Genomic DNA, 21828 nt, shown 5'->3' with positions numbered 1-21828 from the left:
AGGGAAAGAGCCGGGTTCTAGGCGTAAATTATGTCAACTAACGAGAGCCTGTTTCGTATGGTTTACCCAGAGCAGCAGGTGCGCTGGATCGACCTACCAGACCCGCCATGACCAGGATGGTCAAAACGTACGGAAGCATAAAGATGAACTCCGTCGGTACGTATTTGGTCAGGCCATAGACTTGCACCAATGACTTGATGGCTTGCGCGATCCCGAAGAACAGTGCCGCTCCCATCGCACCAGCAGGATGCCATTTACCGAAAATCAGGGCAGCAATCGCGATAAAGCCTTGACCGGATACGGTATTATGGGAAAAGTTGCTGGTTGTAGTTAATGAAATGGTTGCACCACCCATGGCTGCCAATGCACCACTGATCATGACAGCCGTGTATCTCATCTTTTTCACGCTGATCCCGACGGTATCTGCTGCACGCGGATGCTCACCGACAGCTCGCAGGCGCAGGCCGAATGCCGTCTTAAATAGAAGGAACCAAGTAAAGAAAACGACAATAAAGGCGAGAAAACTGGTTGGATATGCTTCAAAAATGGCATGACCGAGATACGGAATGTCACTCAGCAGGGGAATTTCCCATTTACTGAACACACTGGTCAGTGTTGTGGTCTGCCCAGCACCATTAAAAATGATTTTGGTCAGGTAGACGGCCAAGCCTGCCGCCAAGAAGTTGAGTGCGACGCCGCTAACGGTCTGATCAGCTTTGAATGTTATGGATGCTACCGCATGAGGCAGTGCAAATAGTGCACCGGCAATCGCAGCCGCCATAAAGCCGATCCAGGGTGCCATTGAAGTGGCCGAATCCTGGAACAAAAATGTGATGACAGCACCAGTAAAGGCACCGATGATCATCATACCTTCCAATGCAATGTTAATGACGCCAGATCGTTCAGAGTACAATCCACCCAATGATGCAAATATCAAGGCAGTGGAAAACACGATGGTATCATGAACGAGGTTACTTGCAATGACTCCCCAATCCATCAGTTTCCACCCTCCTTCTTCTTCAAAATAGGCTTCACAAAAATTTTCACAATCCCATGTGCTGCCACGAAAAAGATGACGGAAGCAATCACGACACGAATCAACTCAACAGGCACACCTGCAGTAAACTTAATTCCAGCCGCACCAAAGCTCAGGATTCCGAACAGTATCGCCCCTAATATAACCCCGATCGGTGTATTCCCCCCGATCAATGCAACGGCAATCCCGTCAAATCCGTATCCCGGCTGCGATGTGAGAATGGCCTGGTAGTGGAATACCCCAAGAATCTCACTGGCTCCACCAATACCTGCGAACAAACCACTGATAAACATTGCTTTTACAACATTGCGATTGACGTTCATCCCTGCGTATTCGGAGGCATGCGGGTTCAAACCAACCGCTCTCAATTCGTAACCTGTTTTTGTCTTCCACATGATAACGTAAAAGAAAATGGCGGCCACTACGGCAATAAGCGTGCCCCAGTGCAAGCGAGCGTTGTCAAACATCTGAGATAACCAGGTAATCGTGATAATTGCCGAATCACTTACCATTTCAGAGCGTTGCTGACCTTTTGGGACGAAGAAAGAGTTCATTACCCAGTTGGCAAGGTAAAGCGCAATCCAGTTCATCATAATGCTCGTGATAACTTCGTTCACGCCGCGCTTGGCCTTCAGATAGCCTGCTACCGAGCCCCACAGCCCGCCTGCTACCGCACCTGCCAAGATCGCCAATGGTGCGTGAATGAAAGCGGGAAGGTCCAATGTAACCCCCACTGTCGTTGCGGCGACCATTCCGATAATAAATTGGCCTTCCGCACCAATGTTGAACAAACCAGTCCGAAACGCGAAGGCAACGGCTAGTCCCGTGAAGATTAACGGTGTAATCTGCCGAATGGTTTCGCCAAAGTTGTAGGCGCTGCCAAATACTTTCTCGACCAATGCCGTATAGGCCAAAATCGGATTGAAACCACCTGCAAGCATGGCGATTGCACCGACCAGTAGACCGAGTATGATCGCAATGACTGGGACGAGGAACGATTCTTTGGTAAAAACGGCAATCGCTTTATTCATCGTTTCCTACTCCTTGCATCCGTTTTCCGCCAGACATCATCAAGCCCAGCTCTTGCTCATTTGTGGACTTCGCATCCACGATTCCAACAATCTTCCCTTCGTAAATCACAGCGATGCGATCCGCCACGTTGATGATCTCATCGAGCTCAAGTGAAAGCATCAGAACAGCCTTGCCTTTGTCACGCTGATCGACGAGTCGGCGGTGAATAAACTCAATCGCCCCTACGTCCAATCCGCGAGTAGGCTGTGCTGCGATCAACAGATCCGGATTCTTGTCCACTTCACGGGCAATGATCGCCTTCTGCTGATTACCACCTGAGAGTGCTCGAGCAGGTGTATGAATGCTTGGGGTACGTACGTCAAATTCTTCAATCAGCCTTGCCGCATGCTTGTCAATAGCGCCATAATCGAGAAAACCGTTTTTGTTAAACGTTGGGTGGAAATAAGTTTCCAGTACCATATTCTCACTCATAGTGAAATCAAGAATCAAACCGCGTTTGTGACGGTCTTCCGGAATATGAGACAAGCCTGATTCCGAGATGTCACGCGGAGTATGATTGGTGATTTCTTTCCCATTAAGAAGGACGCGACCACTTGTGATTTTGCGAAGACCCGTCAGAACTTCGATGAGTTCACTCTGTCCGTTGCCATCCACGCCAGCAATTCCCAGGATCTCACCGGCGCGCACCTCAAGACTAATGCCATTGAGGGCATTTACACCGCGATTCCCCATCGCCACGACATTCTCCACCGACAGGATTGGTCCTTTTGGTTGCGCTTCCGTCTTGTCCACGCGAAAATTCACTTCTCGACCCACCATCTTGGCTGCCAATTCATCAGGATTCGTATCCTTGACCATAAGAGAGTCGATGACTTTCCCTCTGCGAATGATTGTAACGGCATCACATACAGCCATAATTTCCTTGAGCTTGTGCGTAATAAGGATAATCGTCTTGCCTTCCTTGACCAGGTTATGCATGATTTCGATGAGTTCATTGATTTCCTGAGGAGTCAGGACAGCTGTCGGTTCATCAAAAATCAGGATATCTGCACCGCGGTACAAGGTTTTGAGAATCTCTACCCGCTGCTGCATACCTACCGAGATCTGCTCAATCTTCGCATTTGGGTCAACTTGTAAGCCGTATTGGTTCGACAGCTGCTCGACAGCCTTTACAGCCTGCTTTATATCTATTTGTAACCCGTTTTTCGGTTCATTTCCTAGCACAATATTCTCTGTCACTGTAAATTTTTCTACCAACATAAAGTGTTGATGCACCATGCCAATACCGAGTTCATTTGCTACATTGGGACTCGTGATCTTGACCGTGTTTTCATTAATAAGGATTTCGCCTTCCTCAGGCTGATACAAACCAAACAAAACGTTCATAAGTGTAGACTTGCCGGCGCCATTTTCTCCAAGTAGCGCGTGAATTTCCCCTTTTTTCACGGACAAGTTAATATTGTCGTTGGCGATAATACCCGGGAAACGCTTGGTAATACCTCTCATTTCAACCACTGTTTTTACCGAATTCAACCACGTTCACCCCGTTTTTATGGGTCTAGTAGGTAAAGAACAAGGCTAGTTGCTCGAACTAGCCTTGTCCGCTTGCAGCCTCATATTTCTTACTCAGCAGGTACTTTGATTTCACCACTAACAATTTTTTGCTTGTATTCGTCAGCCAGCTTCAATACGTCTTCTGGTACGTTCTTGCTAGAAGTGTCAGCCAAACCTACGCCGTCTTCAGCCAGACCCAACCATACGATTTTGCCGCCTTCGAATTTACCTTCGATTACGTCTTTAGAAACACGATAAACAGCTTCATCAACACGTTTTACCATGGAAGTCAGGGTAATATCGTCACCGAAAGTCAGGGATTGGTCTTTGTCAACACCGATTACCCAAACGTTTTCACCTTTGGATTTGCGGTCTTTACCTTCGTTGAATACGCCATCGCCAGTACCACCAGCTGCGTGGAAGATGATGTCAGCGCCTTGACCATAGATTTGGGAAGCAGCAGATTTACCTTCGTCTGGCTTATCGAAGAAACCAGTGTAGATCTTGATTACTTCAACGTTCGGGTCAACCGCTTTCACACCCGCTTCGAAGCCTACTTCAAAACGTTTGATTACTGGGATTTCAACACCGCCAACGAAACCAACTTTCTTAGATTGGCTCATTTTCGCAGCAACTACCCCTGCCAAGAAGGATCCTTCATGCTCTTTGAACAATACGGATTCTACGTTTGGAGCCTGTACTTCAGCATCGATGATCGCCAATTTTGCATCTGGGTTTTCATCAGCAACTTTTTTCAAGTGGTCACCCATCAGGAAGCCAATACCCCATGTCAGATTCCAATTGTCTTTTACAAATTGGGTCAAGTTAGGTACATAATCAGCATCACTGGTAGATTGCAGGAAGTTTACGTTTTCCTTTGGCAGGTTCAGTTCTGCCTGAAGCTTTTGCAGGCCTTCCCATGCGCTTTGGTTGAAGGAGTTGTCGTTTACACCACCGACGTCAGTAACCATACCGACTTTTGCCGTTGCAGCAGGAGCTGCTCCTTCAGTACCAGTGCCAGTTTGTCCTTGAGGTGCCTCAGTTTTACTGCCGCAACCAGCCAGTACGAGTGACAGGCTAAGCGTTGCAACAGAGAGGACGGAAAGAACCTTTTTCATGCGAGATTACCCCCTGTTTTTGATGTAAATGAAATTGTTTCATGTGGGTTGCCCCACCGTTACAACCGTCTGCGCACGACATGGAAGTGAATCTTGTCAGCCCGAAAGTAATTGTGGGAAAACAAGATTGGACGTTCGCTCTCATCGTAATGGATTTGTTTGAGCAACAACAACGGCGTCGACTTATCACACTGCAGCAGATTGGAAACCTTTTCATTGTAGCCCATTGGTTCAATCTCAGCGACTGCATAGGAGATGCGAATTCCCGTCGTGCTCTCCAGCCATGTAAAGATAGATTCTCCCCCTGCGGTGTAACCCTCGGGCACCAGGTGTGCGGGAATACGGTCAATGCAATAAACCACGGGCAATCCATCCGCGGTGCGTATACGCTCTACCATGAGTACGCCTTCCCCCGGATTAAGGGACAGACGTTTCCGCTCTTCTTCTGCAGACTCTCCAAAGGAAGTCTTCAAGATTATCGTACCCGCCGTGTAGCCTTGACGCTCAATTGCATCAGTCACACTAAATAGTTCCCCAATTCCTCCAGAAAAAACAGGCTTGGAGTTAATAAAGGTGCCTACTCCATGTCGGCGAATTACAATTTTCTCTTCTTCCAGAAGACGAAGTGCCTCGCGAAGCGTCGCTCTGCTAACGCCCAATTGTTTGGACAGCTCTGCTTCTGATGGCAAGCGTTCACCAGGACGCCTCTGCCCTGATTCGATATCGCTCTTGATTTTATCCATAACCAAGAGACACAATGATCGAGCATTCCCCTTGATGTTCAATGTCATTCACTCCTGCTGTCCAGTTGCCATCCCAACAGGTAGGACGTCAGACCTCTGATTCGTAGAAGACGGCATAACAACAATTTCCTTTAATCTCGTAAGAATTTTACCTTAGGGGCGAATATCATGCAAGCCATATTTTCGTAAACAACATGGTGTTTTACGAAAATATGGCTTGATTTTTACATCGTCTTTCCTATTGCATGGTTACGCCGCAATTTAGGATATATTACTTTCTACGGATGGCCGGGGCAAACGGACTTCTCTGGGCTTACTACCTTCGTAGGGGCCGACGACTCCGTTCGCTTCCATCATATCAATCAGACGTGCTGCCCTCGTATACCCGACACGCAATCTACGCTGCAACAAGGATGCTGAAGCTGTTTGAGCCTCTGAGACGATCTGGACTGCCTGATCGTACAGCTCGTCGTCCACAACTGGCTGCGCTTCTTCCTGCACCTCGCCAGGTATCATCTCTTCGTTGTATCGTGCTTCCTGCTGTTGCTTGACGAACTGAACGACTTCCTCGACTTCCTTATCTGAGACGAACGCGCCCTGTACACGGATCGGCTTGGAAGCCCCCATCGGAAGAGAAAGCATGTCTCCCCTGCCCAATAGCTTCTCTGCTCCCCCCATGTCCAGAATTGTGCGCGAATCGGCCATCGAAGAGACGCCAAAAGCAATACGGGAAGGAATATTCGCTTTAATCACACCTGTAATGACATCTACAGATGGACGCTGTGTCGCGATAATCAGGTGAATACCCGATGCGCGCGCCATTTGTGCCAGACGGCAGATGGCGTCCTCAACCTCTCCAGGGGCAACCATCATCAGATCCGCCAACTCGTCCACGATTACCACGATATAGGGCAGCGGAGCGCCCTCCACATTGGCGTTGTACATTTCGATGTTGCGACTGCCTGTTTTGGCGAACAGGTTGTATCTGCGCTCCATCTCCGCCACCACTTTTTTCAGTGCGACAGATGCCCGTTTCGGGTCTGTCACAACAGGTGCGAGGAGATGCGGGATTCCGTTGTAGACATTCAATTCTACCATTTTCGGGTCGACCATCATCAGCTTGACCTCATCTGGCTTTGCCTTGAACAAGATGCTCATGATCAAGCCATTGATACAAACCGACTTCCCGCTACCCGTAGCTCCTGCAACGAGCAAGTGGGGCATTTTAGTCAAGTCCGCCACGATCGGTTCACCAGAAATGTCACGTCCAAGAGCCACTGTCAGCTTGCCGGGTGCATCCTGATATTGCGGTGCTTCCAATACCTCACGAAGGGACACCACAGCAACCTCCGAATTGGGGACCTCAATCCCGATGGCCGATTTTCCTGGAATAGGCGCTTCAATGCGGATGTCCTTGGCTGCGAGGGCCAGCGCCAAGTCGTCGGTCAGGCTGACAATTCTGCTTACTTTAACACCTGTCGCGGGCTGAACCTCATAACGGGTAACGGCTGGCCCTCGATGAACCTCGGAGACCGTCGCATTGACTCCAAAGCTTTTGAGCGTCTGCACGAGCTTGGCTGCATTCGACGTGTGGTCCACGTCTTTTCCAGATGAAACCGAACGCGGTCGAGAGAGCATTTGTAAGCTTGGCAATTCATAAGGTAAAGCATTGGCCTGATTCTCGGCATTTTCCAGCGTACCGAAGATCTCCTCGTCACCTTCCAGCGTAAAGGTGATTTCCTGAGCGCTTTGTGACGACGGCTCTTGTCTTTTGGATTGTGCAGCACTGCCTTGTGGTCCTTCATCCAACGAGATTTTATCCGTGAAATCGTGGATTACCGGTTGGACAGGAGCTTCTGGCTGGACCTGCGTGTATGTATCCTGCGGTGGCCATCCCGCATCCTGGAGAGGATCAACAGTTGTACCTGCCATCCTTTCCTCCTTAGACGCTTTTTGTGATTCCTTCGCCTTTTTTGCTTCCTCTTTGCGCTTTTCACTCTCTTCTTGCATCAGTTGAACGGACTCTTTTACGGTGTCTTTGGCTTTTCCATAAATTCGCGCAGCTTTGTCTCGCAGAAAAATCAAGATATCCACATACGAGAGATTAAACATGAACATGAGACCAACCAGGAACAAAAAGACAATGATAATGCCTGTACCGATCGTGCCGACGAGGCTGTTGCTGAACGCAAAGACGAGAGCGCCAAGCATTCCGCCTCCTACGCCAGTTGTGGAGACACGCTGACTGTGATCCAGCCACAGCCTGTCCCATGTGACGCGGATGATGCTTTGCTCTGCAAATTTGCCATCAGCCGTAATCTGCTTGTATAGCATCATGTGATCCCAGGTGAAAATGGCAAGCCCGATCAGCATGATCCCCAAAACACGATACGTCAGCTTGGGCCGTTGGCGAGTAAACATCATGTAAAGGGCCATTCCAATTAAGAATACCGGAATCGTAAAATCCCAAGATCCTGCAAAAAAGCGGAAAAGGAATGCTAGTATATTTTTCCCCAACCAGCCGCTCTCCAGAAGGCCAATGAGCGCCAATACGATAATGACAAGTCCCAGCAGCTCTATTTTAACAACCGAGGCCAATGCCGCGCCTGACTGTTTTTTTCCTCTCCTACTCACTGGCACGCCTCCTTTATTCAGCATCAAATTGTAAAAAGGCAGCCGTGTGCTGTTCGGCTGCTGTTCGTACACATTTAGTATAACACAGGAAATTCATAGAAATACAGGACTTCTTAGGAGAACCCTTCCGGCTGTATAGGGATCATTTGACCTGGAGCAAACCTGGGATTGAGGTAATCCTGCGGGTCAGGGCTAATCATTCTGACGATCCGTCCTTCGAAAGGACCTGTTTGCTCGATCAGCATTGTTGCATGGCCGATCGCGACTTCCTTGATCTCCTGTTTTTCTACCTGGTCCATGTTGGCGAAGATCGTCTCCATCGGAATCACGGAGTGGATGATCATTGCAGCATCTTCTCCTCGGTCCGATTTTTCTCGATCAGCTCATTTAATTTCTTCAGCGCCTTGCCCAAGCCTCCTACCTCGTCAATCAACCCGTACTTTACAGCGTCCGCACCGATCACATTCGTACCAATATCTCGGGTCAGCTCTCCTGTACGTAGCATCAAATCACGAAATTGCTGTTCACTGATTTTCGAATGCCGGGCGATAAAACTGACAACACGCTCTTGCATTTTGTCCAGGTATTCAAAGGTTTGCGGCACGCTGATGACCAATCCAGTCAGACGAATGGGGTGAATCGTCATCGTGGCTGTTTCGGCGATAAACGCATAATCTCCTGCTACTGCAATCGGCACTCCAATACTGTGACCGCCACCCAGAACTAGCGTGACCACCGGTTTCGATAAGGAGGCGACCATCTCGGCGATCGCCAATCCAGCCTCCACATCTCCACCAACTGTGTTCAGGATAACAAGAACCCCTTCGATTTTACTGTTCTGCTCTGCAGCCACCAGCTGAGGAATGAGGTGTTCGTACTTGGTCGTCTTGTTTTGGGGTGGGAGCTGGATATGTCCTTCTACCTGACCGATAATGCTCATGCAGTAAATATTGCTCTCCAGCTGAGGGATATTCGTTTGTCCAAGCTGGGTGATGGAATCAATCAACTTTTTCTTGGATTCCTCTGGTGCCTGTGGTGCTGGTTCAACTGCCGGCTCTTGTGCAGGCTCTTGATCTTCAGCAGAAGAGGCCAAGAAGTTTGAGATTTGCTGGTTGCTTGTTCCAGCAAAAAGTGGCCGATTCAAATAATCGGTTAATCCGCGATTTGACATAATCCCTCCCTCACTTTCCTCGTTAGTATGGTTAGGGCGAGGGAAAAAGATGCACCTTTGGAAATGAACAACAAAAAAGAGCCTAAAACCCATTTCATTAGGCTTCAGACTCTTTTGTGCAGGACTTACACTTCCATAATAATCGGCAGGATCATTGGACGACGGCGTGTCTGCTCATACAGATAGCGTCCCAGCGATTCTTTGACGTTATTTTTTAGTGAAGACCATTCATTCACATTTTCTTCCATGCATTTCACAAGTGTTTGGGTCACAATGCGATTAGCCTCGTCCAGCAATTCCTCAGATTCACGTACATAGACGAAACCGCGAGAAATGATGTCTGGACCTGAAAGGATCGTACCATTTTGTTTGCTGAGAGTAACGACAACTACCAGAATTCCATCTTGAGATAGCAATTTGCGGTCTCTTAGTACAATGTTTCCTACATCTCCCACACCCAGCCCATCGATCAGGACATTGCCTGAGTGAACTTTTCCACCATAGCGCGCGTTGCCGCCGGAAATCTCTACCGTATCACCGTTGTCCAGCAAGAAAATGTTTTCCTCCGGAATCCCCACTTGTTCACCAAGAATCGAGTGGCTTTTCAGCATGCGGTATTCGCCATGAATCGGGATGAAGAATTTCGGTTTCATCAGGTTGAGCATCAGGCGCAGGTCTTCTTGACTGCCGTGGCCGGAGACGTGGACGGTTCCGTTTGGTCCGTGGCCGCCATAAATCACGTCGGCGCCGATGCGAGATAATTGGTCAATCGTGCGCGCTACGTACTTTTCGTTCCCTGGAATAGGTGTAGCGGCGATGATAACAGTATCTCCTGGAAGGATATCGATTTTCCGATGGGCGGATCGGGCCATACGAGTGAGTGCCGACATCGGCTCTCCCTGACTTCCAGTAGACAAGATGACCACTTGCTCAGCGGACAGCTTGTTGATTTCATCCGTATCAACGATCAGACCATCCGGAACGAAAAGATAGCCCAGATCACGACTGATGTTGATCACATTTTGCATACTTCTGCCGACAACTGTCAGCTTTCGATTAAATTGTACGGCTGCATCTACAACTTGTTGAATCCGATGCACGTTTGATGCGAATGTGGAAACGACAATACGACCTGTGGATTTGCTGAATACATCCTTAATCGCAACTCCAACCGAACGCTCCGATCCTGTAAAACCAGGTCGTTCCGCATTGGTACTATCCGACATCAAGCATAATACGCCGCGATCACCAATCATCGCCATCTTGGCCAAATCTGCCGTCTGGTTGTTGATCGGTGTTTGATCAAATTTGAAATCGCCTGTATGGACAATATACCCTTCAGGTGTATCCAAGCATACACCGACACAGTCGGGAATACTATGGTTTACACGGAAAAAGGTTGCTTTCATCTTACCAAGGACGATTTCCGAATCACTATTGATCAATACGCGCTTCGTATCATTTAGAATGCCCGCTTCTTTCAATTTTGCTTCAATCAATCCGAGGGTTAGCTTGGTAGCATAGACCGGTACATTCAGGTGTTTCAGGACATAACTCAGCCCACCGATGTGGTCCTCATGACCATGCGTAATAATGATACCCCGAACCTTGTCGCGATTTTCCTCCAAGTAAGTGATGTCCGGAATGACCATGTCTATTCCCAGCATTTCCTCTTCCGGGAATTTCAAACCGGCATCAATCACTACGATGTCATCATCGCACTGTACTACGTACATATTCTTCCCAATTTCGCCGACTCCGCCCAGGGCGAAAATGAGAACAGAGTGATTCGACTTTACCAAAACATGTAACCTCCTATATTTAGTTGTCATTGTACACTCAAAAAACCGCCCCAAATCACTTATTTTCATTATACCCGAAGTGAAAACGTGAACACAAGAAAAAAGAGCCATTCGCAAAGAATGGCTCCAAAAAGTAACATATTTTGATCACATTAAACAAGCAGGGAATGAACAAATGCTTTTTCTTGCTCCGTCAGTTCCACGAGTGGAAGTCGAACGCCTCCTACATCAACTCCGAGCTTATTCAATGCTTCCTTGGTAGGCCCAGGACTCGGATATGCGAACAAGCCTTCGAATACAGGCATGAGCCTACGGTGCAGACTGGCTGCTTCCTTGGTGTTGCCCGCAAAAAAGGCATCGAGCATCTCAGTCATTTGGCGTCCCACGATGTGGCTCGCAACGCTGACGATCCCTACGCCGCCAATAGAGAGAATGGGCAAGGTAAGGCTGTCATCACCGCTGTATACTTCAAAGCCATCCGGGGCATGCTCAATGATCTGAGCAATCTGACTCAAATTGCCGGACGCTTCTTTCATGCAAACGACATTGGGCAGCTGAGCCAATCGCAGTGTGGTCTCAGCCGTCATGTTTACGGCAGAACGAGCAGGAACGTTGTACAGCATAACGGGTAATTCAGTAGCCGATGCCACTGCCTTGAAATGCGCATACAGTCCTTCTTGGGAAGGGCGGCTGTAGTAAGGGGCTACCAGCATGACTCCATCCACGCCAATGCTTTTCACAGCTTGGGTGAATTCAATGCTTGCAGCAGTATCATTGCTGCCAGTACCTGCAAGTACCTGGCACTTGCCTTTTGCATAGCTCACTACATGCTTAAACAGCTCTAATTTCTCCGTATGAGACAAGGTAGGGGATTCCCCTGTTGTCCCGCTTACGACGACACCTTCACTGCCTGACGCCACAAGATGATCAATCAGGCGCTCTGTTTTATCGTAATCAATCTGGTTTTGATCATTAAACGGCGTTACCATCGCGGTAACCAGTCGGCCAAAACGTGCCACTGCCTATCCAACTCCTCTATTCATAATCAAATGGATGTTCCAGATTTACACGTGATGTTGATGAAGATGGAATTGTTGATGCAAGGCACGGACGGCTCTTACCATATCAGACTCATGAACCAGTACCCAGATCGTCGTGTGGGAGTCAGCAGACTGGAGAATTTGAATATCCTCATTGGTCAAAGCTTCTACGATTTGTGCCATGACGCCTGGAACGCCGGTCATACCAGCACCAATCACCGATACTTTGGCACAATGTGGCAAGAGCTGAGGCTCATAGCCCATCTGTGTCAACAATCTCGCCGCTTTTTCCCCCAACTCATCATGAACGGTGTACGCCACTCCCAACGGATTTACGTTGATGAAATCAACGCTGATCGAATTGGTTGCCATCGTTTTGAATACTTGCAGCTGCGTGTCGTACTGCCCTTCTTTGTTCGCCACTTTTATCTGCGTAATGTTGGGGACATGAGCGATCCCCATCACGACCCGATCGTGTACAGTGTAACCAAGTCTGCCTATTTCCAGCATGGTGGTAACCAGCGTTCCGGGGTCGTCCGAAAACGTGGAACGGACGCGAATCGGTACATTCGCTTGCATGGCAATCTCCACTGCGCGTGGATGAATGACCTTTGCGCCCAGATGAGCCATATTGCAAATCTCTGTATAAGTAACTGTGGATAAGGGCTGAGCTTCTTCCACAATCCGTGGATCTGCAGTCATAATTCCTTCAACATCCGTAAATATATCAACCATTTCTGCCTGCAAGGCTACGCCAAGTGCAGTAGCGGTCGTATCGCTGCCGCCTCGGCCAAGTGTCGTAATCTCCCAGTCAGCTGTCCGTCCTTGAAAGCCCGGTACAATCACCACTTGATTTTCTTCCAGTTCTTGTAAAATACGGACAGGGTCAATCGTTGTGATCTGAGCATTGGTGAAATCATCACTAGTAATGATATTCGCCTGCCCACCCGTCAGTATCTTTGCCTGGACCCCGTGAGCATTCAACATGCTGCACATTACGGTTGCGGAGATGATTTCTCCTGTATGCATCAGCATATCCATCTCTCGACTCGGCAATTGATTCCCATTATTGCGAATGAGTTGCAAGAGTGTATCTGTTGCATACGGATCTCCCTTGCGCCCCATGGCGGAGACGACTACGACGAGGGAGAACCCCTCGTCTATCGCCTTTTCTATATGGTAGATTGCCCTCATTCGGCAATCCTCTGTCGTCAAGGAAGAACCACCGAACTTCTGGACGAGAATCTTCACAAACCTCTCCCCTATGCTCTTGCTTTGATGAGTTCCTCAGCGATTTGCACCGAATTCCAAGCAGCACCCTTTAACAGGTTGTCAGATACAATCCACATATGCAGTCCACGAGGATGATGCAGGTCACGTCTTACCCGACCGACAAACACATCCAGTTTTCCAGTAGCATCTGTTGCAAGTGGATACTTTTGCTCTTCCGGTACGTCTACAAGTACGATCCCTGGTGCATTCTCCAAGAGGGATTTCACTTCAGCCAGATCGTAGTCCTCTTTTAATTCTACGTATACAGATTCACTGTGCCCGTAAACGACCGGGATACGTACGCAGGTTGCAGAAACCAAGACCTGCTCATCACCAAAGATTTTTTTCGTTTCGTTGATCATCTTCATTTCTTCATACGTAAATCCATTATCCGTAAATACATCGATTTGCGGAATGGCATTAAAAGCAATCTGATGATGGACGGGAAGCTTACCGACAGGCAACACTTCACATGTAGGTTCTTTTCCGTCCAATACTTCGCGGCTTTGCGCCTGCAGTTCATTGATGGCAGATTGACCTGCACCAGAAACTGCCTGATAGGTGGATACAATAATACGATCTATGCCATAGCGATCATACAAGGGTTTCAGAGCGGCAACCATCTGAATCGTGGAGCAGTTGGGATTCGCAATAATTCCATTATGAGCCAGAGCAGCATCCATGTTTACCTCTGGTACGACTAAAGGCACATTCGGGTCCATCCGGAATGCACTGGTATTATCAATAACGACCGCACCATGATTTACTGCGTGATGAGCCAATTCCTTACTGACTCCACCGCCAGCGCTGAACAAGGCGAAATCGATACCAGCGAAGCTTTCTGGTGTTGCTTCTTCCAGAACAATTTCTTGCCCCTTAAACGTGACTGTCTTACCGGCCGAACGTCCGGATGCGAGCAGCTTCAACTGTTTAATTGGAAAATTACGCTCTTCCAGAATTCGAATCATTTGCTTTCCTACTGCACCGGTCGCACCTACTACCGCGACGTTAAAAGTCAGTTGGTTCGCCATCTCTTACTCTCCTCCTAATCGCGAAAAAACAAATCAATTGGTTTTTCTCTAGTTTTTTTAGTAGTTGAATCTCTCGATAAGCAGGGGTTGCAATTGTCGTCCTTCCATCGCAGCCACACAGGTTTCCACTAACAGGTCCATGCGTGCTACGAGTGAATTAGGCTTTTTGTCCGGGGCATCCTGCCCGAACGGAACGAAGTAGATATTTTTGGCAGCCAACAGCTTGGCAATATTGGCCGCATTTAATCCCAACCCATCATTGGTGGATATGGCCACTACCAGCGGCCTCAGATTACGCATCGTCGCTTTTGCAGCCATCAGCACGGCACTGTCTGTAATCGCATTTGCCAAACGGCTGGTGGTGCTACCTGTACAAGGAGCTATCAGCATGACATCAAGGAGTTTGGACGGCCCCAAAGGCTCAGCCTGAGGAATCGTAGAGATCAGTTCCTCACCCGTAATATCCTTGATCTTCTGTTGCCAGCTTTGCGATGTACCAAAGCGCGTATCGGTAGTCATCAGCGTATGGGAGACAATCGGAATGACCCGTGCGCCTTCATCAACAAATCGTTGGATTTGCGGCATCGTCTCCTCGAATGTGCAATGCGAACCGGAAAGTCCAAATCCAATGGTTTTCCCCTGTAGTTTAGTCATGTTGATTCCCCCTGGATATCGTTTGCTCCGCAATGAGACGAGACAATGTTTGAGCTAAGATTTGTCCTGCGGTTTTTGGTGCAACGATTCCGGGCAGTCCGGGTGCGAGAAGTGCTTTGATCCCTCGTCTTTCCGCGTAGCGAAAATCTGTGCCACCCGGCTTGGATGCGAGATCAAGAATGAACGCCGACTGCGGCATCTGAGCAATAACCTCTGCTGTCAGAATTAATTGCGGGATGGTATTAAAAATAAAATCAACATTCGTTACCTTTTGCCTTAATTCGCTTATATGGAAGGGAGTTAATCCCATCTCATAAATGCGTGCCAAGTGTTCTTGACGCCTTGCTCCTACATGAACATGAGCTCCAAGTGCATGTAATGCCCGAGCCATCGATAATCCAGTACGGCCTAACCCTAATACGATACACTCCGATCCGTGAATCGTAATATCAGTATTTTGAATCGCCATCATTAAAGCTCCTTCCACCGTGGGAATGGAGTTGTAAATGGCTACGTCATCACGATCCAGCAGTTCCACCAAAGGTATATTCTTTGGATCTAAAAGTGCTCGCAGATAAGGCTTTGCTATCCCTGTGTATACCACGCAGTGATCCTGCAGGCAGGCAATGTGCTCTTCTTGCAGCTTGAGTTGTTTGGAACAAAAGATGCTTTCTACATATCCATTGTCATCGGTTCCGACAATAGGTAGGATGAGGGCATCCGCGTCTTTCAACACATCGCATGATAATGGTCTCTTCGTTGCCCCTGTGAAATTGCTTTCCAGGTTGTCGAAGCCGATCAACTTAACAATCGCATCCAGTTGTATGCAGCGTTTTATTACTTCCAACTGGCGCGCGTCTCCGCCGATGAAGGCAACATGTATGCCCGTTAGCATGCTGCGTTCCCCTTTCCACACATTTTACTGCATCTTGATTGAAACGCAAAGGTTTTTCCTCAGGATTGCACAGACGAAAAAAACGTTGCGGTCTACCCCCATCCTATTCGCATGCCCTTGGTTCGGTGACACTGGTGTCTACTTTGGAAAAGCTTGATTCTCCTGTTGTTTTAGCTGGATAATGATCATATCCGGCCCAATTTTGACAATCGAGTTCCACGGTATGACGATATCCTCTTTTTTCTTTCCAAGTCCAAGAAAGCTGCCACCTGGCAATATGATCGATTCGATACTCCCGCTTTCGGGATTGATGACCAGATCGGAGTCGCTGATAACACCCATTCTTTCCCCGGTATCGAGTCCAATGATTTCCTTGCCCCCCAGCTCGCTCAAACGCATATCGCATCTCCCTTTGTCCAAGTGATTTACTGTTGATATACGCAAAAAAACCCGGCCTATGCCGGATTTTTTTCTGTGAAAAACGTCTCGACGTTTTTCATAACAGGGGATGTGACCGCTTGCGGTCAAACACTTTTGTCCCCCGAAGAGAGGGGAAAACGGTCATGACCGTTTTGTTCAGTCAGCTGCTATTTATGGAAGGAGGACATCATTTTTCACATTGGAAGGATAGCTGTCCAGTGGGCTAACCATGGCCAGCGCCATTTTATTGCGGAACAACTCCTGCGCCACCGCCAGAACAGATTCATGGGATACACGGTCAATCTTTGCAAGTATCTCATCGAGGGTGAGATGACGTTCCAGCAGCAGCTCGTTTTTGCCCAAACGGCTCATACGGCTGCTGGTGCTCTCCAGGCTGAGCATGAGACTGCCTTTGAGCTGTTCCTTGCCTTTATTCAGTTCTTTTTCCGTGATGCCATTCTCCGCTACATCTCTCAAAATATGGGTGACGATATCAAAAACCTGACCCACGTGTTCAGCAGCAGTGCCGGAATAGATCGTAAATGTACCTGCTTCCTTGTAAGAAGAATGGTACGAATAAACCGAATAAGCCAGTCCTCGCTCCTCCCGTATTTCCTGAAACAGTCTGGAACTCATGCTGCCACCGAGTACATTGTTCAACAGCACCAAGGAATACGAATTTTCATGTCCAACCTGAAAGCCGGGAAGAGAGATGCACAAGTGCGCCTGCTCTGTTGATTTTTGATGGGCGATGATCTCCCCCGCAAATGGTGGTACGGTCAGGCTGACTGGTGCACCTTGACGTTGAAAAGCAGAAAAACGCTTCTTGATTTCTTCAATCAGGGAATCATCGTAGTTTCCTGCAACCGTAATCATGGTATTGATCGGCAGGTATCGCTGCTCGGTATAACGCAGGAGGTCCTCTCTTTTCAGACTGCGCAGCACATCCTCTGTCCCCAGAATGGAGTAGCCTAGTGGGTGATTACTATAGCTGGCGCGGCTGATCAAATCGTGAACGAGGTCATCCGGCGTGTCCTCGTACATACTGATCTCTTCGATGACAACATTCTTTTCTTTTTCTAATTCTTCGCTATCAAACACGGAGTGAAAAAACATATCCGCCAAGACATCCAGTGCAATCGGAGCATGCTGATCGAGAACGCGAGCATAGTAGCAAGTGTATTCTTTAGAAGTAAACGCATTCACATTACCGCCAATCTCATCGAAGGTTTCGGCAATTTCCTTCGCAGAGCGAGTTGTCGTTCCCTTGAAGAACATATGCTCTAAAAAATGCGAGATCCCATTGTTTTGTTCATTTTCATATTTCGAACCCGTACCTACCCAGATGCCGATAGCAACAGAGCGCACAGACGGGATTTTTTCCGTTACGATCCTCAGACCGTTTTCACACGTATGACGTTGTATCACACAAATCCTCCTTGGTGAATCTTTTCGTCTCTCTCTGATTTATCAGGAGCAATCCTGTAAACACGTCTAACTATAGCAAACTTCCTGCCTCTCCACAACAAATGAGCACAGTCAGCTGTTTTTTGGGAAGCGTTTGCTGGAAAGCAGTTCGGATACGGTCGTCGGCACCAGCCCTTTTTGTTTGGCAAGTGTCAGCAAATGATCCAGGCTGGCTTCTGAGGCGGCAGTCGGATGCATCAGGACGAGGACGCCATTTTCCATCTTTTTCGTGATCCGTTGAATGACCGTTTGCGGTGAAGGTTTTTGCCAATCTATGGTGTCCGCCGTCCATAATATAGTCTGCATCTGATAGGAGGAGTGGGCGATGTCGACGACTCGTTGATTAAAAGAGCCAGATGGAGGAGCAAATAACGTGGGTCTACTTCCGAGCGTTTGAAAAACGACTTCCTGTGTACGATGGATTTCCTGATGGATCCGATCCACACCCAAGTTTTTCATGTCCGGATGAGAATAGGCATGATTTCCGATTTCGTGTCCGCGCTGAGCAATTTTTTTGACTTCATCCGGGTACTTTTTAGCCCAAGAGCCGTCCAGGAAAAAAGTCGTTTTTACCTGATGTTTATCCAATGTGTTGAGCATCGAATCCAGATACTCATTCCCCCAGGCGACGTTAACCATGAACGAAATGGCCGGCTTCATAGGATTGCCGCGATAAACAGGGTGAGCTCCCAGTTGTTTCAAGGAAACGGCTGGCTCTACTTCTTTGTACACGAGTAATTCGGGTCCAGGGTTTTTAGCGGTCAACATCTTCTCGAGAGATGCTTCCACATCCACTATCAAACCGTTGTAACCAGGTATGGCCTTCCAGGTCTGATCGACCTTCGCGTCAATCGGCGCTTCCTCCCGTCCCTCTTTCCATTTTTCAATCATTTCCCGCAAACGTTCCTTCTCGTCAACATTCACGGAAACAGAAACCGCTTCTTTCTCTTTTATTGTATGAACGTAATGGTCTATTGGTTGGAAATTGATGATGACGGTCAGTAATGTCGCCCCTACGATGGTAAGCCAAAGCCTCCTCTTTTCGCGCTTCATGGAACCATTGCCCCCTCCAGAACGTACAAGTTTCTCTTGTCCAATCTATGTGCGGGAGCGAAAGGTTAGAAGAAAAAAGAAAAAGCTTCCGTACACGAAGTTTTCTTCGGGTGACGAAGCCTTTTGTGGGTAAATTATTCAGCTTGAGCCGGTGCAGATTCAGCCTGCTTGGCTGCAGCTTGTTCTTTCAAAACAGCTTTACGGGACAGATTGACACGACCTTGGTCGTCAATTTCCGTAACCTTCACTTCTATTTTATCGCCGACTGCTACGACATCTTCAGTCTTGGCCACGCGTTCTTCAGCCAGCTGGGAAATGTGGCACAATCCTTCTTTGCCTGCGAACAGCTCTACGAATGCGCCGTACTTCTCTACACGTTTTACTGTACCCATGTAGATTTGTCCAACCGCAACCTCGCGAACCAAGTCTTCAATGATCTGTTTCGCGCGCAGGTTTGCTTCATGGTTGATGGAAGCGATGAAGACACGTCCATCTTGCTCGATATCGATCTTGACGCCTGTTTCCTCGATGATCTTGTTGATCACACGACCCTGAGGACCAATGACATCGCGGATTTTCTCCGGATTGATGGACATCGTCATGATTTTTGGAGCGTAAGGCGAGAGCTCTGTACGCGGCTTGGAAATCGTGCTCATCATGTGCTCCAGGATGTGCAAACGTCCAATGCGAGCTTGCTCCAGCGCCAATTGCAAAATTTCACGGTTGATACCCGAAATTTTGATATCCATCTGGATCGCTGTTACGCCTGCTTCGGTACCTGCTACTTTAAAGTCCATGTCACCCAGGTGATCTTCCATACCTTGAATATCGGTCAGAATGGAGAATGTTTGCCCATCCTTGCCCATAATCAAGCCCATCGCGATACCTGCTACCGGAGCCTTGATCGGTACACCCGCATCCATCAGCGCGAGTACGCTTGCGCAAATCGAAGCCTGAGAGGTAGAGCCGTTGGATTCAATGACTTCCGATACCAATCGAATGGTGTACGGGAATTCGGTTTCACTTGGAATGATCGGCTCAATCGCACGCTCACCCAACGCACCATGTCCAATCTCGCGACGACCTGGCGGGCGCAATGGACGTGCCTCTCCCACACTGTAAGGCGGGAAGTTGTAGTGATGCATGAAGCGTTTGGACTCTTCCAAACCCAAACCATCCAGAATTTGGACGTCTCCCAGCGCACCCAGCGTACAAATGCTCAGAGCTTGTGTTTGTCCGCGTGTAAACATACCGGACCCGTGCGTACGAGACAGGATACTTGTTTCACTGGAAAGTGGGCGGATTTCATCAAGTGCTCGTCCATCTGGTCGTACTTTTTCATCGGTGATCAAACGACGAACCTCGTCCTTGACGATGTTGCCGAGAACCTCCGAAATCATTTTTTCGTTCAGCGCAAAGCTTTCGGGATCTTGCGCTGCGAAATGTTCCAGCGTTTCTGCCTTGATTTGGTCGATAGCATCGTAGCGAGCTTGTTTTTCCTCGATACGGACCGCTTCCTTCATGCGTGCTTCCGCAACGTCACGAACAGCCTGATCAATCTCAGGATTGACTTCATGCAGGATTACCTGCATTTTTTCTTTCCCGATCTCAGAAACGATCTGCTTTTGGAACGCGATCAGCTTCTTGATCTCTTCATGTCCTGTCATGATCGCTTCCAGCATAATGGCTTCTGGAACCTGATTGGCAGAAGCTTCTACCATGTTGATAGCTGTTTCAGTACCAGCTACTACGAGGTGAATATCACTTTTTTCCGCTTGTTCAACGGTAGGATTCACGATAAATTGACCGTCTACGCGGCCAACAATCACTCCAGCGATCGGGCCTTCAAAGGGAATTTCAGACACGCTTAATGCTGCAGAAGTTCCGATCATCGCGGCGATTTCAGGTGAACAATCCTGATCCACGGAAAGAACGGTATTTACAATTTGTACATCGTTACGAAATCCTTCTGCAAACAGAGGACGAACCGGACGGTCAATCAAGCGGCTGGCCAGAATTGCCTTTTCGCTCGGACGTCCTTCTCTCTTAATAAAGCCGCCAGGAATTTTCCCAACCGCGTAGAGACGTTCCTCGTAGTTTACAGTGAGCGGGAAGAAATCAAGCGCTTTTGGTTCCTTCGAGACCGTCACTGCAGACAGGATTGCCGTATCGCCGTACCGAACCAGAACCGATCCCTGCGCTTGTTTGGCCATTTTGCCAAATTCGAGCGTCAGTTTGCGGCCTGCCAGTTCGAAGTCATATGTACGGTATTGTTGCTCCATGTTGCTAGCAGTCCTCCTTCACGACAATGTGCATATCTACACTTTGTTTTCTACCTGTATGTATTATTTCCTGCCATGATAAAAATTAAATGGATACCATTGGCAGTCTTCCCGGATAATAAAAAAAGCTTCTATTGAAGCTATTTTCGAATCCTTTTCATACGTACGGACGAGCTTGCCATCCAAGAGGCAGCAAGCCCCATCCAATACAGTAAGAAAAAGCGGGTAAACCCGCTTTTTCAAGACGTACCTTAGCGACGCAGACCCAAACGGTCTACTACGGAACGGTAACGTTGAACATCTGATTCTCTCAAGTATGTCAACAGGTTACGACGTTGACCTACCATTTTCAACAGACCGCGACGGCTGTGGTGATCTTTCTTGTGCGTACGCAGATGTCCGTTCAGGTTGTTAATGTTTTCGGTCAAGATAGCGATTTGCACTTCTGGAGAACCAGTATCGTTCTCATGAGTACGGAATTCTTGAATCAATTGAGTTTTACGCTCTTGAGTCAATGCCATCTAGACTCACCTCCTTGTATTTATACCGTTAGCCGAGTCTGCCGTCGGTGAGAATCGGTCAGCCAAGCCACGGTTATCTGTACAACGTTATGAATTATATCAT

19 protein-coding genes are annotated in these 21828 nt (G+C 48.2%); all 19 read right to left on the bottom strand.

Features of this window, described 5'->3' with window-relative positions; genetic code table 11:
- Positions 1-37: 37 nt before the first annotated feature.
- The gene (locus JZI27_RS09205) at positions 38-997 is read right to left on the bottom strand and encodes an ABC transporter permease (RefSeq protein WP_122907488.1); all 960 of its coding nucleotides are present in this window, start codon (positions 995-997) and stop codon (positions 38-40) included.
- Positions 997-2067 (bottom strand): ABC transporter permease, encoded by a 1071-nt coding sequence (locus JZI27_RS09200; RefSeq protein ID WP_122907489.1) that lies wholly within the window; start codon positions 2065-2067, stop codon positions 997-999. Before JZI27_RS09200 ends, JZI27_RS09205 begins: the two co-directional genes overlap by 1 nt.
- On the bottom strand, positions 2060-3574 hold the full coding sequence (locus JZI27_RS09195; protein WP_251243475.1) for an ABC transporter ATP-binding protein: 1515 nt from the start codon (positions 3572-3574) through the stop codon (positions 2060-2062). The genes JZI27_RS09200 and JZI27_RS09195 overlap by 8 nt, the downstream gene beginning before the upstream one ends.
- Before the next feature lie 116 nt (positions 3575-3690).
- The gene (locus JZI27_RS09190; protein ID WP_122907491.1) at positions 3691-4740 is read right to left on the bottom strand and encodes a BMP family lipoprotein; all 1050 of its coding nucleotides are present in this window, start codon (positions 4738-4740) and stop codon (positions 3691-3693) included.
- A gap of 59 nt (positions 4741-4799) precedes the next feature.
- Entirely contained in the window at positions 4800-5525 is a 726-nt protein-coding gene (locus tag JZI27_RS09185; RefSeq protein WP_122907492.1) for a GntR family transcriptional regulator, read from the bottom strand.
- Between the two features lie 219 nt (positions 5526-5744).
- Complete coding sequence (locus JZI27_RS09180) at positions 5745-8123, bottom strand: FtsK/SpoIIIE family DNA translocase (protein WP_122907644.1); 2379 nt, start codon at positions 8121-8123, stop codon at positions 5745-5747.
- Positions 8124-8230: 107 nt separating this feature from the next.
- Positions 8231-8461, bottom strand: coding sequence for a YlzJ-like family protein (locus tag JZI27_RS09175; RefSeq protein ID WP_251243464.1), 231 nt, complete (start codon positions 8459-8461; stop codon positions 8231-8233).
- Entirely contained in the window at positions 8458-9288 is an 831-nt protein-coding gene (locus JZI27_RS09170) for a ClpP family protease (RefSeq protein ID WP_122907494.1), read from the bottom strand. Before JZI27_RS09170 ends, JZI27_RS09175 begins: the two co-directional genes overlap by 4 nt.
- A gap of 125 nt (positions 9289-9413) precedes the next feature.
- A complete protein-coding gene (locus JZI27_RS09165) occupies positions 9414-11120 on the bottom strand; it encodes a ribonuclease J (RefSeq protein WP_280207347.1) in 1707 nt (568 codons plus the stop codon).
- 122 nt (positions 11121-11242) lie between these two features.
- Positions 11243-12109: a 4-hydroxy-tetrahydrodipicolinate synthase gene (dapA, locus tag JZI27_RS09160; RefSeq protein ID WP_280207346.1), complete on the bottom strand. Its 867-nt coding sequence runs from the start codon at positions 12107-12109 to the stop codon at positions 11243-11245.
- Positions 12110-12154: 45 nt separating this feature from the next.
- The gene (gene dapG, locus JZI27_RS09155) at positions 12155-13381 is read right to left on the bottom strand and encodes an aspartate kinase (protein WP_122907497.1); all 1227 of its coding nucleotides are present in this window, start codon (positions 13379-13381) and stop codon (positions 12155-12157) included.
- A gap of 11 nt (positions 13382-13392) precedes the next feature.
- On the bottom strand, positions 13393-14433 hold the full coding sequence (locus JZI27_RS09150) for an aspartate-semialdehyde dehydrogenase (RefSeq protein ID WP_280207345.1): 1041 nt from the start codon (positions 14431-14433) through the stop codon (positions 13393-13395).
- Between the two features lie 57 nt (positions 14434-14490).
- Positions 14491-15087 (bottom strand): dipicolinate synthase subunit B, encoded by a 597-nt coding sequence (locus JZI27_RS09145; protein ID WP_122907499.1) that lies wholly within the window; start codon positions 15085-15087, stop codon positions 14491-14493.
- A complete protein-coding gene (gene dpsA / locus JZI27_RS09140) occupies positions 15080-15982 on the bottom strand; it encodes a dipicolinate synthase subunit DpsA (RefSeq protein ID WP_280207344.1) in 903 nt (300 codons plus the stop codon). Before dpsA ends, JZI27_RS09145 begins: the two co-directional genes overlap by 8 nt.
- Positions 15983-16120: 138 nt before the next feature.
- Positions 16121-16381 carry a YlmC/YmxH family sporulation protein gene (locus JZI27_RS09135; protein WP_057134172.1) on the bottom strand — a complete coding sequence of 87 codons (261 nt, stop codon included), beginning with the start codon at positions 16379-16381 and terminating at the stop codon, positions 16121-16123.
- Positions 16382-16573: 192 nt separating this feature from the next.
- Complete coding sequence (locus JZI27_RS09130) at positions 16574-17830, bottom strand: M16 family metallopeptidase (protein WP_280207343.1); 1257 nt, start codon at positions 17828-17830, stop codon at positions 16574-16576.
- A 111-nt stretch (positions 17831-17941) separates the two neighbouring features.
- Positions 17942-18922 carry a polysaccharide deacetylase family protein gene (locus JZI27_RS09125; RefSeq protein ID WP_122907502.1) on the bottom strand — a complete coding sequence of 327 codons (981 nt, stop codon included), beginning with the start codon at positions 18920-18922 and terminating at the stop codon, positions 17942-17944.
- 134 nt (positions 18923-19056) lie between these two features.
- Positions 19057-21204, bottom strand: coding sequence for a polyribonucleotide nucleotidyltransferase (gene pnp / locus JZI27_RS09120; RefSeq protein ID WP_251243458.1), 2148 nt, complete (start codon positions 21202-21204; stop codon positions 19057-19059).
- Positions 21205-21455: 251 nt separating this feature from the next.
- Positions 21456-21725 (bottom strand): 30S ribosomal protein S15, encoded by a 270-nt coding sequence (gene rpsO, locus JZI27_RS09115; RefSeq protein ID WP_049738821.1) that lies wholly within the window; start codon positions 21723-21725, stop codon positions 21456-21458.
- Positions 21726-21828: the final 103 nt, after the last annotated feature.

It is taken from the genome of Brevibacillus sp. AY1, from assembly GCF_029870785.1.
GTDB lineage: Bacteria > Bacillota > Bacilli > Brevibacillales > Brevibacillaceae > Brevibacillus > Brevibacillus invocatus.
The sequence above is the reverse complement of the archived record's forward strand: the minus strand, read 5'-3'. Positions and strand labels throughout refer to the sequence as shown.

What these genes read in the sequence shown, in the direction of transcription:
- JZI27_RS09205 (WP_122907488.1), bottom strand. Translation starts at nt 997, where the DNA reads ATGGATTGGGGAGTCATTGCAAGTAACCTCGTTCATGATACCATCGTG.
- JZI27_RS09200 (WP_122907489.1), bottom strand. Translation starts at nt 2,067, where the DNA reads ATGAATAAAGCGATTGCCGTTTTTACCAAAGAATCGTTCCTCGTCCCA.
- JZI27_RS09195 (WP_251243475.1), bottom strand. Translation starts at nt 3,574, where the DNA reads ATGAGAGGTATTACCAAGCGTTTCCCGGGTATTATCGCCAACGACAAT.
- JZI27_RS09190 (WP_122907491.1), bottom strand. Translation starts at nt 4,740, where the DNA reads ATGAAAAAGGTTCTTTCCGTCCTCTCTGTTGCAACGCTTAGCCTGTCA.
- JZI27_RS09175 (WP_251243464.1), bottom strand. Translation starts at nt 8,461, where the DNA reads ATGATCATCCACTCCGTGATTCCGATGGAGACGATCTTCGCCAACATG.
- JZI27_RS09170 (WP_122907494.1), bottom strand. Translation starts at nt 9,288, where the DNA reads ATGTCAAATCGCGGATTAACCGATTATTTGAATCGGCCACTTTTTGCT.
- JZI27_RS09165 (WP_280207347.1), bottom strand. Translation starts at nt 11,120, where the DNA reads ATGACAACTAAATATAGGAGGTTACATGTTTTGGTAAAGTCGAATCAC.
- JZI27_RS09150 (WP_280207345.1), bottom strand. Translation starts at nt 14,433, where the DNA reads ATGGCGAACCAACTGACTTTTAACGTCGCGGTAGTAGGTGCGACCGGT.
- JZI27_RS09145 (WP_122907499.1), bottom strand. Translation starts at nt 15,087, where the DNA reads ATGACTAAACTACAGGGGAAAACCATTGGATTTGGACTTTCCGGTTCG.
- dpsA (WP_280207344.1), bottom strand. Translation starts at nt 15,982, where the DNA reads ATGCTAACGGGCATACATGTTGCCTTCATCGGCGGAGACGCGCGCCAG.
- JZI27_RS09135 (WP_057134172.1), bottom strand. Translation starts at nt 16,381, where the DNA reads ATGCGTTTGAGCGAGCTGGGGGGCAAGGAAATCATTGGACTCGATACC.
- JZI27_RS09125 (WP_122907502.1), bottom strand. Translation starts at nt 18,922, where the DNA reads ATGAAGCGCGAAAAGAGGAGGCTTTGGCTTACCATCGTAGGGGCGACA.
- pnp (WP_251243458.1), bottom strand. Translation starts at nt 21,204, where the DNA reads ATGGAGCAACAATACCGTACATATGACTTCGAACTGGCAGGCCGCAAA.
- rpsO (WP_049738821.1), bottom strand. Translation starts at nt 21,725, where the DNA reads ATGGCATTGACTCAAGAGCGTAAAACTCAATTGATTCAAGAATTCCGT.